Raw genomic sequence first — 15,119 nt, 5'->3', positions numbered from 1 at the left:
CCGGAAGCCGGCGGCCACGAGGTGACCGACGACGGTCTTGCCCTGCCAGCCCGGCGAGGGGTGCACGGCCACGCCCACGGGCTCGGAAGCAGGTGGCAGGCCTAGTTATTCTCAGGTTTCACAGACGGTCACGAGGTCCCCTTCACGAACCAGGAGTCATATGGAGCCGGCCGAGTCTCACGAGTTGACGGACTTTGCCACCTGGCAAACGTTGATCCAGCTGGTCAACACGTGGGAGCCCAGGTTGTCCGACTGGAAGGCGAGTGTCGGTCGCGGCGTCATCGGAGGTTTCGTCATGACGCCTGACGGCGGTTGTCTCGACCTCATGCGTGCCTGCGAACCAGTCCAACATGCACTGCGAAAGTCCGGTCGCGACTCTGTCGACTTCGCGGTACGCACGGCCTGACGTTCATACCGAGATCAGCGCAATGTCAGTCCCCGGTCCGGCAGCAGCCACTTGTATCTTGAGGAGCGTGAGCAGGGGGACGGAGACTGATGGGCGTCAAGGAAAGCGACCTGAAGCCGGTCGCCGATCGGATCGCCGAGTGGGAGGACGACGGCGGTCTCGCAACCAGGCTGAACGGCTGGGACCTGACGAGCAACGGCGTGGTCGTCGGATCAGACGTGGCGCAGAAGCAGCTGCCCAACGGGGCCGTTGCCGCGTTCGTGGAGTTAGCAGGTCTGGAACTCGATCAATACACCTCCGAGGAGATCAAGCCGTTTGGTGCGGGAGGGATCGATGACTCGTTCCGGGTGTCGCTGGACGGCGTTGAGGACCCGATGGGAGTCACTATCACCGTGCTGAAGGAGCTGGGGGGACCATGCGACTCGTTACGGCACGCTCTCGGTCGAGGCACCAGGTGGATTTCACGTCCTGGTAGCGATGGACAAGCTCGACGCGAGCCTGATCGGCAGTGTCGTGACGGACCTCGAAAGCCTGCCGGACTGGAGTGCCTATGATGGCGCGTCGGTGCAGGTCGGCGGCTTCAACGAGAAGCCGAAAAAGATCGGACTCCACTTCAATGTTCCCTTGACCGACACGGTCGATGCCAACAGGTCGGCTCTCGCGGCGCAGGCGAAGCTGGTGAACCCGAACCACCTTTTCGTGTCGGTCGCCGACGTGCCTTCTGAGGGATTCCTCCTGGTGATGGGCACGGTCGAGGAAGTCGAGGGCGAGGTTGCGGTGCTCGAGGGGATGAGGGACTCGCCGATCGCGAGCGTCACCTACGTCGGCGGCGGCTCCGACACGTGGCTGGTGCTGACCGTGACGACGCAAGACGACCTCCTCGCCGTTGCACAGGACGCGGAGCGGGTAGGCGTCAGTAGACTCGAGATGTCGATCGAAGGGCAGGACGCGATCGGTGACAAGTTCGAAGGTACGCCGGCGGAGTTGATCAAGCAGCTGAGTCGCTGACGATGCGTTGGCCGGGCATCGTCGTGCTTGGGACCCAGCAGGGCACCGAGCCCGGCCGTTCTAGCGAGCAGGTCTCCACCACGGGTCAGTACCTGTAGACAGATCAGCTGACTGATCCGCCCGTGACCTGCGGTTCTGGTCGCGGGCGGATGTCTGTCGGTCGGCGGGTGACACGGGGCACGTGCAAGCCGTGTCCAGTGATTCTGGTGTCTCAGAAAGGTACGTTGGCGAGCCAGTCCTCGACGGACCGCGGTGAGATGCCGAGTAGGCTCTGGGCGCTGTTGTCGGGGGCGATGGTGTTTCCTTCTTGGGTGTTGAGGGCCTGGTAGAGACCGACGACAGGGGCGCTGGCCTCCGGCCCGAAGAGCAGGGAGATCAGCTCGCCGAACGCCTCGGGTGTGATCGCCTCGTAGGTCACGTCGCGGCCGAGGCGTCCGGCGAAAGATGCGGCCAGGTCGGGGCCAGTGAGTCCGGGATGGGCGCCGACGGCGACGATGCCTGTGGTGGAGTGGTCGGTGAGGAGCCGGACCACGACGTCGGCGACGTCGCGGTGCGAGATCCAGGACGTCGGGAACGCGGTCGGGAGCGGATAGCGGAGGACGCCGTCGAGCTTCGCGGGGCCGGAGATCACGGGCAGGAGCAGGTTTTCCAGGTAGAGCCGGGTGGCGACGACGGCGGTCGAGACGCCGGTGTCGCTGACGCGGCGAATGAGGGTGGCGATCGGGCTGTCGTCGTTGGCCTGCAGGGGAGAGCCGGGCTGGTCCACGATCTGACCGCTGGTGGAGATCACCACGCGGGCCGGCTGCGCCTTGGCGACCGCGGTGGCGATCGCCTCGACGTACTGCAGGGACTGCTCCGGCGGACCCATCGGCAGATGGGTGAACACGCCGTCCGCGCCGGCGTACGCCTCGGCGAGGGAGCCGGCATCGGCGAGGTCGACGGCAATCGAGGCGACGCCGTCGTTCACGGCGTCCAAGGTGCGTACGGCGGCCACGGCCGGGTTCTCGGTGGCGAGCATTGCGGCGAGGACGGGGGAGCCCTGGGCGCCGGTGGCGCCATGGATGATGTAGGTCATGGGTCTATTGGTGCATATTGTGCACCAGTTACGTCAACTGCACTATTGGGTTAGGATGAAGAAATGTCAGATGTCGAGCTTCCTGAGCTTCCCGAGTGTGGTGTGTCGCGTTTCCTGATGCTCTTCGACGGTCCGTGGGCGACGCTCATCGTTCGGGAGCTCATGCACGGCCCGCACCGGTTCGGTGAGCTGCGAAGCGCGCTTCCCGGGATCAGTGCCCATACGCTGACCAACCGGCTGCGTCTGTTCGAGGCTCGCGGCATCGTGACCCGCACCGCGTATGCCGAGATCCCGCCGCGGGTGGTCTATGAGCTGACTCCGCTCGGCTGGCAGCTGCGTCCGGTGCTGGACGCGATGTACGACTGGGGAATCGCCGCACCCGTCTCGGCCCTGGTGTCCATGCCGGAACAGGCGCCGGCGATCGAAGAGCCCCAACGTTAGTCGGGTCTCTGTCAGTGCGTCTGGACCGAGACGAGCGCCGCGTTGCCGCGCGAGTCGACCTTCACCACCGCGACGGAGTCGCCGCGGCCGACGTCGCCCTCGATCTCCTTGGCCCGGTCCTGCGGGACGAAGAAGCTCTCGATGCCGCAGGCAAGCCGCGAGCCGTCGTCATGGCATTTCAGGAACAGCCCTTCGGCAGGCGGGTCGACCGAGACGCTGGTCGCCTCCCAGACCTGACCACGTCGTGCCAACGAGACGTACGCGTCCCCGGTCTGGTGAGTCGTACGCTCGGTGATGTCGGGATAGGCGAGGTCGACATAGGCGCCGCGGAACGGGTCGATCGGATCGACCGGGGCGACGCGGAGTCGGATCTCGTCGCCGGTGACACGTGCGGAGAGCTGACCGGCGACGGCGAGACCGACCAGTCCGAGATTGAGGATGCAGACGAGCATCAATTTGATACGAGCGTTCATGAGAGGCCCTCGCTGAGGTTGGCGGCCACGCCGCGTCGGGCGCGGTCGAAGACGAATCCGGTGGTGAGCAGGAGCACGCCCAGCATCAGGAACAGGGTCGCGCCGGACACGATCGGCGCGAAGACCGCGAAGCTCTGCATGGTCGTGAAGACGACCAGCGCGCCGGTGGCGAGCACGACGAGCAACGTATGGTCGCGCACTGAGCCGTCGACGGCGACCGCACCGGCAACGACGACGTATACCGCGATGCTGACGAAGGCGGACAGCCATGCCTCGCCCGACACGGCGCCGAGGTCGCTCACCTGCGGGTCCCAGGAGACCAGCGCGAGGCCTATCGGCACGATGAGCACCGAGGCCAGCACCTCCCACCGGGACCACCCGCGCGTACGCCCCACCGCGACCGCGGCGAGAAGCGCGGCGATCACCAGCGCCACGACGAGGGTTGGGCTCCACGCCAGCTCGCGGTCGCCGATCTGCGGGATGGCGGCGACGAAGAGGCCACCCAGGACGAGTACGCCGCCCGCGAGCCGCCATACCTGGGCGAACGTCTGCCGGTCTCGGTCGTGCAGCGCGGCTGTCGCCGTCGCGACGACGCCTCCGACCAGCACCGCGAAGACGCCGGCGAAGGTGCTCTCGCTGCTCGCCACCACCTGCCAGTCGAACCAGATCATCGTGGTCGTGATGCCGACGACCAGTGGCGCCACGCCTGCGCTCGCGTAGGCGTAGAGCAGCGCCCCCAGCCCCCAGAGCCCGACCAGAGAGGGCTCGTAGGCCGGCACCTGGAGACTCTGCGCCGCCTGGAAGATGACCCCACCGAAGCCGGTCGCCGCGATCCCGCGGAAAGCGCCGCGCAGGGGATGCGGCAGCGTGGGCACCTCCGCGGCAGCGGTGAACGCGAGCCAGACGACGACGATCCCGGCGAACCGCACCAGCGGCGAGAGCGTGTCGAGGTTGGTCGCCACCAGCCACACCAGCCCGACACCCAGAAACGCGCCGCCGAGGTAGGAGATGACCCGCGTCAGCGAGCCGGTGGGGGAGGCGACGTACTGCGCCTTGATCTTCTCCGCGGTGTGCTCGGTGAGGATGCCCTCGCCGACCCAGCGGGCGGTCTCGTCGTTCAGCCAGTCGAGCCGCCTCGGCGCGACTGGTCTTGCTCCTGTTTCCATATGACCATTGCAACGGCTCGCGGAGGCACAGCGCGTGAGCACGGCTACTCAACTCGTCGGCTCGTGCGATCGGGAAGACCAGCCGAAATGTATTCGGCTGCGGGTGCGCGCCCCGCGGGCTAGTGTTTGAGCGTTCGCGAGAGCGGGCCGGAGAACGGGGAGTCAGATGGCAGCGTGGTTGCTGATCCTGGGTGGAGCAGCGCTGCTCGTCGTCGTGGTCGCCCTCGTGGCTCTGGTCTGGATGCTGTCGGGTCGAGCCAAGCCCCGCACGGCCACGCCGAGCGAACCGACATTCAGCACGACTTCGGGGACACCGGCCCCCGCATCTGATCTGTAAGGTTGACCGACGTGGTAGACGAGATGGCGCGCAAGGACATCGAGGCAGGTCTGGAGACCCGCCATGAGCTGGGGGACGCGTTCGATGCCGAGCTGGTCGCCGGCTTCGCCGACCGCATCGAGAAGACCGTCCAGGAGCGGGTCGGCGCCACCGCCTCCGCCCGCACCCTCGCCGAGCGCAACGAGTCGCGCACCTCGATCTTCCAGTTCGTCCTGGGCGCAGGATCGGCCGTGGCCGGCATCCCGATCAGCATCACCCTCGGCGTCACCGACAACGTCGGTGCCCTGGTGATCTCCTGGGTAGGCCTCGTCGGCGTCAACGTCGCCCATGCGCTGCGTACGCGCAGACGCTGAGGCGGCTGGGGTGTTCCTCGAGCGAGGTATGCAGACGAAGTAACACATCCCGTGCGGAACTCCGCTGGGGATGTGCGCCTTCGCCTGCATACCTTGATGAAGGCGCACGACGTACGCCGGGCCAACTCCCGTCCGCAGACCGGTTCGATCGGAAGTTATCCACAGGCCGGGGAAATTGGGCTTTCTGGCCTCGCGCCGCGGCGTGAAGGTTGTGCGTATGGACGCACTCCAATTCTTCATCGAGCGAGACGGCTTCTTCACGACCCAGATGGCGCTGGAAGCGGGATATGCGAAGCGAGACATCACTCGCATGGCGCGCTCGGGCGAGTGGCATCGCATTCGCCGCGGTGCTTATGCGCCAGGCACAACGTGGCTCGAGCTCGATCCGGTGGCACGACACCAGGTCCGGGCGCGCGCGGTGATGCGGTCGTTGGGCGACTCCGTGGCGCTGAGTCACACCTCCGGTGTGGTGGCCCATGGGATCGACGTCTGGAATCTCCCGCTCGACCGGGTTCACGTCACCCGCCTCGATGGCGGCGCCGGGCGGATCGAAGGTGACGTCGTGCATCACGAAGGCTTCACCATTGACGACGAGGTGGTGGCTGCCGACGGGATGAAGGTGATGCTCGCGGAGAGATGCGTGCTCGAAGCGGCATCTCGCGTCGACACGGAGGCCGCGTGGTGTCTGCTCGACGCCGGGTTGCGGAGCGGAACATTCGACCGTGACCGCCTGGAGGCGGCGTACAAGATCGTGGAGCACTGGCCGTACATGCACCGTGTGAGAGCTCTCGTTCCGTTCGCAGACGGCAGATCGGGCTCGATCGGGGAGTCACGTGGAAAGCACCTGTTCCGTTCCTTCGGCCTCCCGCAGCCGGAGCTTCAGTACGAGGTACGGCGCGCCGATGGCTCGATCGTGGGTGTCACCGACTGGGCTTGGCCGGAGTTCGGACTGCTCGGCGAGTTCGACGGGCGGGTCAAGTACGGCCGTCTGCTCCAACCGGGGCAGGACCCCGGCGAGTCGTCTTCGCAGAGAAGAGGCGTGAGGATGAGCTGCGCGAGATCACCGGCTTCTCGATGATCCGCTTGATCTGGAGCGACTTCGCCCACCCCGCGGTGACCGCCGCACGCGTACGTCGCGCACTGAGCCTGTCGAAAGGTATGCAGGCGAAGTAACACATCCCGTGCGGAGTTCCGCTAGGGAAGTGAGCCTTGACCTGCATACCTTTACGAAGGAACCGCCCGCCCGACCGAGAGATACCCCCACGGGCGGGAGAGCGCGGGCCCGGGGAGATAGGACTGCTCCAGCGAGTCGAAGGTGAAGCCTGCCGACTCGATCAGCCTCGGGATGTCGCGGGCGAGGTGGCAGCCGCCGAAGAGCCGCTGCTGGAGACCGTCGAGGCGATGCTGCCAGCGGGCGACGGAGGCATCGGGGGAGAGGCCGTGCTCGACGAAGCCGACGGTGCCGCCGGGGCGCAGAACGCGGCGCAGCTCTGCGAGCGCGCCGGCGACGTCGGGGATGGTGCACAGCGAGAAGGTGACCAGGCCGGTGTCGACCGAGACGTCCGCGAGGGGGAGCCGCGCGCCGTCGAGCCCGACTCTGCTCACCGGGACCGACGAGTCCGAACGTCGTGATGCCGAGAGCCGCCAGGCGACGTCGGAGGGCTCGACGGCGACGATCTCGGTGACGGCGGGTGGATAGCGGCCGATGTTGCTCCCGCTGCCGAAGCCGATCTCGACGACGCGGCCGCGAAGGCCGTCACATGCCCGTGTCCGCAGCGGATCGAGCTGGGCGACGCCGCAGGAGCGGTCCACGATGTGTGGCACCACGCGCGTCTCCCAGAGTCCCATGGGTGCTCACTCCTCCAGCTCGCCGGTCCACTGGACCCCGAGCAGCAGCGTGCTCTCGGTCTCGGCGATCGTCGCGAACCCCAGGCGCTGGTAGAACCCGATCGCGCGGGTGTTGGCCGTGCTGACGCCGAGGTGGGCGCCGCGTACGCCCGCGACGTGGAAGGCGCCGAGCATCATCGCGATCAGCTCCTTGCCGACGCCCTGGCCCTGGGCGCGGGGGAGCAGGTTGATGTGGAGGTGCGCCGGGTACTCGCTCAGCAGCTCGCCCGGCGTGCGCACCGGCCGGTGGATCAAGGAGCGGAGCCGAGCGTTCCAGTCGTTGCGGTCGTGGTCGGGTCCGGGGTCGGGGTTGACCACGCGCAGCGCGGGCCACCAGTCCTCCTCGCACTCCTTCTCGAAAGCACGGGTGAACGGGGTGCCGACGACGTAGCCCACCACGCCCTCGGAGTCGACCGCGACGAAGCCGAGGCCGAGACGGAGCACGATGTAGGGAGCGGCGTAGATGTTCCCCGGCAGCCGAGGGTCGTCGTAGAACTCGGTTGCGTCCTCGCCCGATGCCCCCGTCAGCAGACAGATCGAGAAGATGTCGTCGAGGTCGTCGGCGGTGGCCCGCCGGATCTCAGGAGTGCCCATGGTCCAACCTCACCATGACCCGCCGCCGCCGTCTCCGCCGCCTCCACCACCACCGAAGCTGCCGCCTCCACCGCCGCCGCCACCGCCGGAGTAGGAGGACCCACCGCCGGACGCCGAGCCGCCGCTGGAGGAGGCCGAGTAGGAGCGGACCGCGGAGTCGATCGAGGACTCGAAATCGTGCGTGATCTCGCTGACGAGACCGGCGCTGCCTACGACGGTCATGTTCCGATACCGAGGGTGCTGGTCGTAGGGAAGGTAGCTGGGGGCGGCGGGTGCGGAGCCCTTGACCTCGAGCTTACGCGCCCAGTCCTTCGCACAGCCGAGCGCGACGGCCCAGGGCAGGTAGGAGTCGTAGGTGGCCTGGTCACCGACGAAGTCGCCCTTGCGGGAGTCGAGCGTCGAGCGGAACCCGATGACCTCGGCGGCCAGGTCACGCCCCGCCCGGGTGCGCACCAGGCCGGACCCAGCCGCGAGAACGGGACCGATGAGGACGGCGAAGACCCCGGGGGCGAGCGCCCACAGGGTGGTGCCGCCGGGACGTACGACCGCGAGGACGACCGCCGTGAGGGCGCAGACGATGAAGGCTACGATCCACCCGACCCGGCTCGTACGCTGTTCCAGCAGGCCCTCCTTGAGAGCCCACGCCCGGACCTTCTTTCCGTAGGTGTTGCGGATGCGGTAGATCCGGCGCCCGGCCGACTTCGCCGCGGAGGTGCTCTTCTTCGCCCCGATCGCGACGCCACCCAGCTCGCGGACGACCGCGCTGACCCCGTCGATGTCGTCCCACGACGTCCTCGGGTTGTCCAGGGAGACCTTCCAGCCGTTCTGTGTCGACCGGATGTCGAGGGCTCCGCGGGAGGCGGCATAGAGGATCGACGCCGCGAGCTGTCCCGGTCGGACGGTCTTCGAGACGACGTACGCCGCCTGCGCCGGCCCGACCCCGGCCGGTGGCGTCGCCCGGACATCGGCTCGGGGCAGCGGGTCCCAGGTCCTGGCCAGGATGTATCCGGCAGGGATCATCGCAGCGACCATCAGTCCGATGAGCACACCCAGGATCCCGGTGTCGGAGCCCATCACCGGGTCCCACGACTGGGACCACGGCAGCTCGGCCGACTCGGTCGAGGGTGCGGCGAGGTCCATCCCGGCCCGGAGAGTCACCGGAGTGCCCGGTGCCAGGTCACGAGCGGTGACGTGGACGGTGCTGGTGCCCTGGCCCGCGACGCTCGCGCAGCCGGAGCTGCCTCCGCTCCCGACCGCGCAGCGCACCTCCTCGGCCTCGGCGGGCAGGTTGACCGTGAGGTCGGCCTGCCCGATCGGCTGACGCCATCCGGAGGGGACCACGTTCCAGTAGAACCTCGAGCCGTCTCCGTCGGCCAGGAGCACCGAGCTCATCTTGTAGCTGATGACGTAGACGTGCTCGCCGACGGAGAGCTCCTCCGACTCGCTGCCGATCCGGACGTTGGTGAACCGGTCCGCCCAGCCTTCCTTCGTGGTGGTGGTCCGGCTGTACGGGTCGCCGTAGTGGTCCAGTGCTCGGCGCCGGCCCTCGACCTCGCCGTACTCCTCGACGAGGCCGGGCAGGATCTCCTCGTCGAAGTAGCCCTCCGAGAACGAGCTCCGGGCGAGCTCGAGCCGCTGCGCCTCGGTGGTGTCCGGATCGACGGTGACGTCTTGGAGGATGGGCTCCCGACGCAGCTTCGGTGCGTTGGGGTCGGCGGAGTCGAAGAACCGGAAGATCCCGTGGCTGCCCTCGCTCGGGAAGTCGACGGTGATCGTCTCGGTGACGTCCATCCAGCCGTCCGCGCCGACGGTGAACTCCGCGCGGTAGTCGGTGATCGTGGTCGGTTCGGCGACGGTCTCGCCGGTGCGTTCCCAGACCGCGGTCGCCGCGAGCGGCCACAGCACCAGCATCGCGAGGACGACCGTTCCGGCGCCGTACCACCAGGCGTAGCGTCTCACGTGCGGGGATCCTCCTGGTTCCGTCCAGCCGAACAACTGCCGCCAACCTCAGCGCGGCGGGTGGATGTTCACGTGGCTTCACGCACCCGGCCGGTAGCCTTGCAGGCATGAGCGAGCGTCAGCGAGCGACAATCAACCTCATGCCGCCGCTTCCGTACAATTCAGGGTTCCTGACGGAGGCGGCGGTATGAGCGTACGACGGGTTATGGGCACGGAGGTCGAATACGGAATTTCCGTGGCTGGACAGCCCCAGGCCAACCCGATGGTGGCGTCCTCGCAGGTCGTCAATGCATACGCGACCTCGACTCTCAAGGCGAGGAGAGCGCGCTGGGACTTCGAGGAGGAGTCACCGCTGCGTGATGCGCGCGGCTTCGACATGTCGCGGCAGGTGGCCGACCCCAGCCAGCTCACCGACGAGGATCTCGGGCTGGCCAACGTCATTCTCACCAACGGCGCCAGGCTCTACGTCGACCACGCCCATCCGGAGTTCTCCTGCCCCGAGGTGACCAACCCCCTCGACGCGGTGCGCTGGGACAAGGCCGGTGAGCAGGTGATGCTCGACGCCTCCCGCGCAGCTGCGCGGCTGCCGGGCAACCCGCAGATCCACCTCTACAAGAACAACACCGACAACAAGGGCGTCTCCTACGGCGCGCACGAGAACTACCTCATGCGCAGGAGCACCGCGTTCGCCGACATCGTCAAGCATCTGATCCCGTTCTTCGTCTCCCGGCAGGTCTTCGCGGGCGCCGGGCGGGTCGGGATCGGCCAGGAGCGCCCCAAGCACGGCTTCCAGATCTCACAGCGCGCCGACTTCTTCGAGGTCGAGGTCGGCCTGGAGACCACCCTCAAGCGGCCGATCATCAACACCCGTGACGAGCCCCACGCGGACCCGGAGAGATACCGCAGGCTCCACGTGATCCTCGGCGACGCCAACCTGGCCGAGGTCTCGACCTACCTCAAGGTCGGGAGTACGTCGCTGGTGCTCGCCATGATCGAGGACGGCTACATCACCCGCGATCTCAGTGTCGACGGCCCGGTCTCGGCACTGCGCGCGGTCTCCCACGACCCGACCCTGAAGACGCTGATCACGCTCAAGGACGGTCGCAAGCTGACCGGTGTCCAGCTGCAGATGGAGTATCTGGACCTGGCCAAGAAGTTCGTCGAGGAGCGCTACGGCTCGGATGCGGACTATCAGACGAAGGACGTCCTGGAGCGCTGGGAGTCGGTGCTCGACCGCCTCGAGCGCGACCCGATGGAGTGCGCCACCGAGCTCGACTGGGTGGCGAAGTACAAGCTCCTGCTCGGCTACCGCGACCGCGACTCCCTGGAGTGGGACGACCCCAAGCTCCACCTGATCGACCTGCAGTACGCCGACATCCGCCCCGAGAAGGGCCTCTACCAGCGGCTGGTCCGCTCCGGCCGGATCGAGCGCCTGCTCACCGACGACCTGGTGGAGAAGGCGATGCACGAGCCGCCGACCGACACCCGGGCCTACTTCCGCGGCCGCTGCCTGGAGAAGTACTCCGAGAACGTCGCCGCGGCCAGCTGGGACTCGGTCATCTTCGACCTGCCCGGTCGCGAGTCGCTGCAGCGGGTGCCGACGATCGACCCGCTGCGCGGCACCAAGAAGCACGTCGGTGGCCTGCTCGACTCCTCCGAGACCGCCCTCGACCTGTTCAACCGACTGACCGGTTCCTGACCCGTAGGTCACGACTCGTGCCACATCACGGTCCAACGAACGACTTCTGCTTCCTCCCGTAGCGAAATCGGGCATTGTTTCCTCAGGTTTGTCGGTGCGAGTGGATAGGTTGATGACATGGCACAGGAGCAGAAGCAGCCGAAGAAGTCCTCCGAGACGGAGGAGTCCGTCGAGACCGCGCCCGAGACCGATGTGAACGAGCGCAAGGAAGCGCTTGACTCCGACGTCGACGACATCCTGGACGAGATCGACGACGTCCTGGAGACCAACGCCGAGGACTTCGTGAAGTCCTTCATCCAGAAGGGCGGGCAGTAGGCATGAGCGAGCGCCAGCGAGCGACAATGGGCATACTCACGCCGTCGCGTCCGTATTCTGTCCTTTGCGCAACGGAGGGGATGGCGTGACGGAGTCCCGTATCCCGGCCGCCTTCATGACGCCGGGCACCTCGTCCTTTGCCGATTTCCTGACGGCGCAGTCGCCGGAGCTGCTCCCGCGACGCGACGCTGCCCCGGGCAACCTGAGCGACATCGCCCCGCACGGCACCACGATCGTCGCGGCGACCTTCCCCGGCGGCGTGATCATCGCCGGTGACCGGCGGGCCACGCAGGGCAACCTGATCGCCGAGCGCGACATGCGCAAGGTCTTCCCCTCCGACGAATACTCCGCGGTCGGCATCGCCGGCTCCGCGGGGATCGCGGTCGAGCTGGTCAAGCTCTTCCAGACCGAGCTGGAGCACTACGAGAAGATCGAGGGCACCACGCTCTCGATCGAGGGCAAGGCGAGCCGGCTGTCCGCTCTCGTCAGGGGCAACCTCCCGATGGCCATGCAGGGCCTCGTCGTCGTCCCCCTCTTCGTCGGCTTCGACCCCGACGCCGAGCAGGGAAAGATCTATGGGTACGACCCGACCGGCGGCCGCTACGAGCAGACCGGATACACCGGCGTCGGATCGGGATCGCTGTTCGCCAAGGGCTCGCTGAAGAAGCTCTACCGGCCCGACCTCGACGAGGCCGGCCTGGTCGCGGTCCTGATCCAGGCGCTCTACGACGCGGCCGACGACGACTCGGCCACCGGTGGCCCGGATCTCTCTCGCCGGCTGTTCCCGCTGGTCCACGTGATCACCGCTGACGGCGGGCGCACGCTGCCGGATGCCGAGGTCGCGGCCGTGGCCGAGAATGTCATCGCCGGGAGGCTCCAGCGGCCCGACGGTCCCATCGCCGAGCTGGAGGGTGGCCGATGAGCACTCCGTTCTATGTCTCTCCCGAGCAGCTGATGCGCGATCGCGCGGACTTCGCGCGCAAGGGCATCGCCCGGGGCCGGGCCCTGGTCTCGCTGCAGTACGCCGACGGCATCGTCTTCGCCTCCGAGAACCCTTCGGCTGCGCTGCACAAGGTCAGCGAGATCTACGACCGGATCGCCTTCGCCGCGGTCGGTCGCTACAACGAGTTCGAGAACCTCCGCATCGCCGGGGTGCGGCTGGCCGACATGCGCGGCTACGCCTACGACCGGCGCGACGTCACCGGCCGCGGGCTCGCCAACGCCTACGCCCAGACTCTCGGCACGATCTTCTCCTCCGGTGGGGAGAAGCCCTACGAGGTCGAGCTCTTCGTCGGCGAGATCGGCGACTCCGCCGAGGACGACCAGCTCTACCGGCTCACCTACGACGGCCAGGTCGTCGACGAGCACGGTTTCGCTGCCATCGGCGGCGCCGCCGAGTCCGTCGGGGGCTATCTCAAGGAGCGCTACACCCAAGGTGCCACGCTCGAGGACGCCATCAGGCTGGCCGTCGCCGCGCTGGGCCACACCGACACCGACGATCGTGAGATCGCCGCGAAGGACCTCGAGGTCGCGGTCCTCGACCGCAACCGCACCCAGCCGCGCAAGTTCCGCAGGATCCGCCCGGCGACGCTCGTCGAGATCCTCAGCTCGGTGACCACCAATCCGCAGGCCGAGGAGACGAAGCCGGCGGCCGTAGAGCCGCCCGCCGAGAAGCCGGCGGAGAAGGCTGCCGAGAAGCCGGTCGAAGAGTCGCCCCTGGCCCCGCCCACCGACGACGACGGCGACCCGCCGATCGCCCCGCCGCTCGACTGAGCCCAACGACGTGGGAGTGCCGGGGTCACCCAGTGACCCTTCGACAGGCTCAGGACACCGCCTCAGCACTCCCACGTCGTCTCTGCTCGGTCAGCCGATCCGGTCAGAGAGCGAGACGACGATGCCCTCGGGGCCGCGCACGTACGCCATCCGCACCGTGCCCTCGTAGATGCCGACGCCTCCGACCAGGCCATAGCCGTCTGCGGTCACCCGCTCGAGGACCGCGTCTAGGTCGTCGACCTCGAAGCAGACGTTGCGCAGACCCAGCTCGTTGGCCATCGCCTCGGGCGATCCGGGCACGTGGTCGGGGCGTACGAACCGGGCCAGCTCGAGCGCGGTCTCGCCGCCTGGAGGCCGCAGCATGACGATCTCGCAGCGGGAGTCGGGGATCCCGCAGACGGTGTCGATGAACTCGCCCTCGACGAACGCACGCCCCTCGATCTCCAGACCCAGGCCGACGAAGAACTCGGTGGCCCGCTCGATGTCGGCGACGGTGATACCGATGTGGTCGAACCGCAACTGATGTGTCATGACTGCCATCCTCGTGTCTGTGGGTGTCTCTGCCCGGTGAACGAGGCCGGCACGCCGTTCTCTACACGGCCACGGCGGTGGATTCGTGAACTCGGGCAGAGGCCGGTTGGCTAGTGTCGCTGTCTGTGAAGGTAGAGGCGGACGACGACGGCGGGCGACCTGCGCCGCAGGGGTCGCCGTGGCGACGAGGACGGCTGCTCGCTGTCTGCGCGGTGCTGCTCGCGGCGGTGATCGGGCTGCATGGCCTGGTGCCGAACCGCTGGGGCAACCTGGGGTCGCTGGTCGCGACGTCCCTGCCATGGCTCGGCCTGGCGGTGCCACTGCTGATCCTCGGAGCCGTCGTACGACGCTCGGCCATCGCCGCGCTGCTCGCGCTGGCTCCGCTTGCGGCCTGGGTCGGTGTGTTCGGCCCGCAGCTGACGCCCGTCGAGCCGACGGCGTACGACCTCACGGTCGTGCAGCACAACGTCGCCGATGACAACCACGATGTCGAGCGGACCGTCGAGGTCCTGCTGGCCGCGGATCCTGACATCGTGGCGCTCGAGGAGGTCACCTCCGAGCACCTCTCGCAGTACGAAGCGGCTCTGGGCCAGACCTTCGAGCACCACGCGACCCAGGGCACCGTCGGGCTCTGGTCGCGTCACCCGATCGCGGAGCATACGCGTGTCGACATCCGCCCGCCGGGCATCGGCGCTTCCTGGGACCGGTGCCTGCGAGCGGTCGTCCGGACCCCGGCGGGAGATGCGGCCGTCTACGTGGCACATCTGCCATCCGTCCGGCTGGGCCCGCGCGGGCTCGCCGCGAGCAGCCGCAACCGGAGCGCCGACCTGCTGGGGGAGGCGATCGCCGCGGATCCGGCGCCGGCGGTGCTGTTGGCCGGCGACCTCAACGGGAACCTGCGCGACCGCGGGCTGGCCCCCTTGACCGAACAAGTCTCCCGTGAGGAGCACGGGTTCCGGCTCACTTTCCCTGCTGCGCTCCCCGTCGTACAGCTCGACCATGTTCTGGCTCGTGGCGCTGAGGTGACTGATCTGCGAGTCCTCCCTAGGTCGGGGAGCGACCACCTGCCGGTCGCGGCCCAGGTGTCGCTGGGCTGAGTCGG

17 protein-coding genes are annotated in these 15,119 nt (G+C 68.0%); 10 read left to right on the top strand and 7 right to left on the bottom strand.

The window, feature by feature from the left end:
• Positions 1 to 495: 495 nt before the first annotated feature.
• Together ABZZ22_RS06365 and ABZZ22_RS06360 are read left to right on the top strand one after the other, a co-directional pair.
• A complete protein-coding gene (locus tag ABZZ22_RS06365; RefSeq protein WP_354928050.1) occupies positions 496 to 960 on the top strand; it encodes a hypothetical protein in 465 nt (154 codons plus the stop codon).
• Entirely contained in the window at positions 884 to 1,414 is a 531-nt protein-coding gene (locus ABZZ22_RS06360) for a hypothetical protein (RefSeq protein WP_354928047.1), read from the top strand. The genes ABZZ22_RS06365 and ABZZ22_RS06360 overlap by 77 nt, the downstream gene beginning before the upstream one ends.
• Positions 1,415 to 1,625: 211 nt before the next feature.
• Here the strand turns inward: ABZZ22_RS06360 and ABZZ22_RS06355 are convergent, their stop codons facing one another.
• Complete coding sequence (locus ABZZ22_RS06355) at positions 1,626 to 2,489, bottom strand: NmrA family NAD(P)-binding protein (RefSeq protein ID WP_354928044.1); 864 nt, start codon at positions 2,487 to 2,489, stop codon at positions 1,626 to 1,628.
• A gap of 63 nt (positions 2,490 to 2,552) precedes the next feature.
• Between ABZZ22_RS06355 and ABZZ22_RS06350 the strand changes: the two genes are divergently transcribed.
• Positions 2,553 to 2,930 carry a helix-turn-helix domain-containing protein gene (locus ABZZ22_RS06350; protein WP_354928041.1) on the top strand — a complete coding sequence of 126 codons (378 nt, stop codon included), beginning with the start codon at positions 2,553 to 2,555 and terminating at the stop codon, positions 2,928 to 2,930.
• A gap of 11 nt (positions 2,931 to 2,941) precedes the next feature.
• Here the strand turns inward: ABZZ22_RS06350 and ABZZ22_RS06345 are convergent, their stop codons facing one another.
• Together ABZZ22_RS06345 and ABZZ22_RS06340 are read right to left on the bottom strand one after the other, a co-directional pair.
• Positions 2,942 to 3,403, bottom strand: coding sequence for a GDYXXLXY domain-containing protein (locus ABZZ22_RS06345; protein WP_354928038.1), 462 nt, complete (start codon positions 3,401 to 3,403; stop codon positions 2,942 to 2,944).
• A complete protein-coding gene (locus ABZZ22_RS06340; protein WP_354928035.1) occupies positions 3,400 to 4,569 on the bottom strand; it encodes a DUF2157 domain-containing protein in 1,170 nt (389 codons plus the stop codon). The genes ABZZ22_RS06345 and ABZZ22_RS06340 overlap by 4 nt, the downstream gene beginning before the upstream one ends.
• A 348-nt stretch (positions 4,570 to 4,917) precedes the next feature.
• Between ABZZ22_RS06340 and ABZZ22_RS06335 the strand changes: the two genes are divergently transcribed.
• A complete protein-coding gene (locus tag ABZZ22_RS06335; protein ID WP_354928032.1) occupies positions 4,918 to 5,259 on the top strand; it encodes a hypothetical protein in 342 nt (113 codons plus the stop codon).
• A gap of 217 nt (positions 5,260 to 5,476) precedes the next feature.
• A complete protein-coding gene (locus tag ABZZ22_RS06330) occupies positions 5,477 to 6,337 on the top strand; it encodes a type IV toxin-antitoxin system AbiEi family antitoxin domain-containing protein (protein WP_354928029.1) in 861 nt (286 codons plus the stop codon).
• Between the two features lie 146 nt (positions 6,338 to 6,483).
• Here ABZZ22_RS06330 and ABZZ22_RS06325 read toward each other — a convergent pair whose 3' ends face one another.
• The 3 genes from ABZZ22_RS06325 to ABZZ22_RS06315 are packed head-to-tail and all read right to left on the bottom strand — an operon-like array spanning position 6,484 to position 9,699.
• Positions 6,484 to 7,107 (bottom strand): class I SAM-dependent methyltransferase, encoded by a 624-nt coding sequence (locus ABZZ22_RS06325; RefSeq protein ID WP_354928026.1) that lies wholly within the window; start codon positions 7,105 to 7,107, stop codon positions 6,484 to 6,486.
• A gap of 6 nt (positions 7,108 to 7,113) precedes the next feature.
• Positions 7,114 to 7,740: a GNAT family N-acetyltransferase gene (locus ABZZ22_RS06320; RefSeq protein ID WP_354928023.1), complete on the bottom strand. Its 627-nt coding sequence runs from the start codon at positions 7,738 to 7,740 to the stop codon at positions 7,114 to 7,116.
• Positions 7,741 to 7,749: 9 nt separating this feature from the next.
• Positions 7,750 to 9,699, bottom strand: a complete 1,950-nt coding sequence (locus tag ABZZ22_RS06315) for a DUF2207 domain-containing protein (RefSeq protein WP_354928020.1) — start codon at positions 9,697 to 9,699, stop codon at positions 7,750 to 7,752.
• 187 nt (positions 9,700 to 9,886) lie between these two features.
• Here ABZZ22_RS06315 and dop point away from each other — a divergent pair, with 187 nt between their 5' ends.
• From dop to prcA, 4 genes are all read left to right on the top strand, one after another.
• The gene (gene dop / locus ABZZ22_RS06310; protein WP_354928017.1) at positions 9,887 to 11,398 is read left to right on the top strand and encodes a depupylase/deamidase Dop; all 1,512 of its coding nucleotides are present in this window, start codon (positions 9,887 to 9,889) and stop codon (positions 11,396 to 11,398) included.
• A 117-nt stretch (positions 11,399 to 11,515) separates the two neighbouring features.
• Positions 11,516 to 11,713 carry a ubiquitin-like protein Pup gene (locus tag ABZZ22_RS06305; protein WP_008356645.1) on the top strand — a complete coding sequence of 66 codons (198 nt, stop codon included), beginning with the start codon at positions 11,516 to 11,518 and terminating at the stop codon, positions 11,711 to 11,713.
• A gap of 85 nt (positions 11,714 to 11,798) precedes the next feature.
• The gene (gene prcB, locus ABZZ22_RS06300) at positions 11,799 to 12,635 is read left to right on the top strand and encodes a proteasome subunit beta (RefSeq protein ID WP_354928013.1); all 837 of its coding nucleotides are present in this window, start codon (positions 11,799 to 11,801) and stop codon (positions 12,633 to 12,635) included.
• On the top strand, positions 12,632 to 13,486 hold the full coding sequence (prcA, locus tag ABZZ22_RS06295) for a proteasome subunit alpha (protein WP_354928010.1): 855 nt from the start codon (positions 12,632 to 12,634) through the stop codon (positions 13,484 to 13,486). The genes prcB and prcA overlap by 4 nt, the downstream gene beginning before the upstream one ends.
• A 90-nt stretch (positions 13,487 to 13,576) precedes the next feature.
• Here prcA and ABZZ22_RS06290 read toward each other — a convergent pair whose 3' ends face one another.
• Positions 13,577 to 14,017 (bottom strand): VOC family protein, encoded by a 441-nt coding sequence (locus tag ABZZ22_RS06290; protein ID WP_354928007.1) that lies wholly within the window; start codon positions 14,015 to 14,017, stop codon positions 13,577 to 13,579.
• Between the two features lie 125 nt (positions 14,018 to 14,142).
• Here ABZZ22_RS06290 and ABZZ22_RS06285 point away from each other — a divergent pair, with 125 nt between their 5' ends.
• Positions 14,143 to 15,114 (top strand): endonuclease/exonuclease/phosphatase family protein, encoded by a 972-nt coding sequence (locus tag ABZZ22_RS06285; protein ID WP_354928004.1) that lies wholly within the window; start codon positions 14,143 to 14,145, stop codon positions 15,112 to 15,114.
• The last annotated feature ends 5 nt before the right edge of the window (positions 15,115 to 15,119 follow it).

Source organism: Nocardioides sp. NPDC006273 (assembly GCF_040613495.1).
GTDB lineage: Bacteria > Actinomycetota > Actinomycetes > Propionibacteriales > Nocardioidaceae > Nocardioides.
This window is presented reverse-complemented; position numbering and strand designations above follow the sequence as displayed.

What these genes read in the sequence shown, in the direction of transcription:
- dop (WP_354928017.1), top strand. Translation starts at nt 9,887, where the DNA reads ATGAGCGTACGACGGGTTATGGGCACGGAGGTCGAATACGGAATTTCC.
- ABZZ22_RS06340 (WP_354928035.1), bottom strand. Translation starts at nt 4,569, where the DNA reads ATGGAAACAGGAGCAAGACCAGTCGCGCCGAGGCGGCTCGACTGGCTG.
- ABZZ22_RS06305 (WP_008356645.1), top strand. Translation starts at nt 11,516, where the DNA reads ATGGCACAGGAGCAGAAGCAGCCGAAGAAGTCCTCCGAGACGGAGGAG.
- ABZZ22_RS06290 (WP_354928007.1), bottom strand. Translation starts at nt 14,017, where the DNA reads ATGACACATCAGTTGCGGTTCGACCACATCGGTATCACCGTCGCCGAC.
- ABZZ22_RS06355 (WP_354928044.1), bottom strand. Translation starts at nt 2,489, where the DNA reads ATGACCTACATCATCCATGGCGCCACCGGCGCCCAGGGCTCCCCCGTC.
- ABZZ22_RS06360 (WP_354928047.1), top strand. Translation starts at nt 884, where the DNA reads ATGGACAAGCTCGACGCGAGCCTGATCGGCAGTGTCGTGACGGACCTC.
- ABZZ22_RS06365 (WP_354928050.1), top strand. Translation starts at nt 496, where the DNA reads ATGGGCGTCAAGGAAAGCGACCTGAAGCCGGTCGCCGATCGGATCGCC.
- ABZZ22_RS06350 (WP_354928041.1), top strand. Translation starts at nt 2,553, where the DNA reads ATGTCAGATGTCGAGCTTCCTGAGCTTCCCGAGTGTGGTGTGTCGCGT.
- prcA (WP_354928010.1), top strand. Translation starts at nt 12,632, where the DNA reads ATGAGCACTCCGTTCTATGTCTCTCCCGAGCAGCTGATGCGCGATCGC.
- ABZZ22_RS06320 (WP_354928023.1), bottom strand. Translation starts at nt 7,740, where the DNA reads ATGGGCACTCCTGAGATCCGGCGGGCCACCGCCGACGACCTCGACGAC.
- ABZZ22_RS06330 (WP_354928029.1), top strand. Translation starts at nt 5,477, where the DNA reads ATGGACGCACTCCAATTCTTCATCGAGCGAGACGGCTTCTTCACGACC.
- ABZZ22_RS06345 (WP_354928038.1), bottom strand. Translation starts at nt 3,403, where the DNA reads ATGAACGCTCGTATCAAATTGATGCTCGTCTGCATCCTCAATCTCGGA.
- ABZZ22_RS06325 (WP_354928026.1), bottom strand. Translation starts at nt 7,107, where the DNA reads ATGGGACTCTGGGAGACGCGCGTGGTGCCACACATCGTGGACCGCTCC.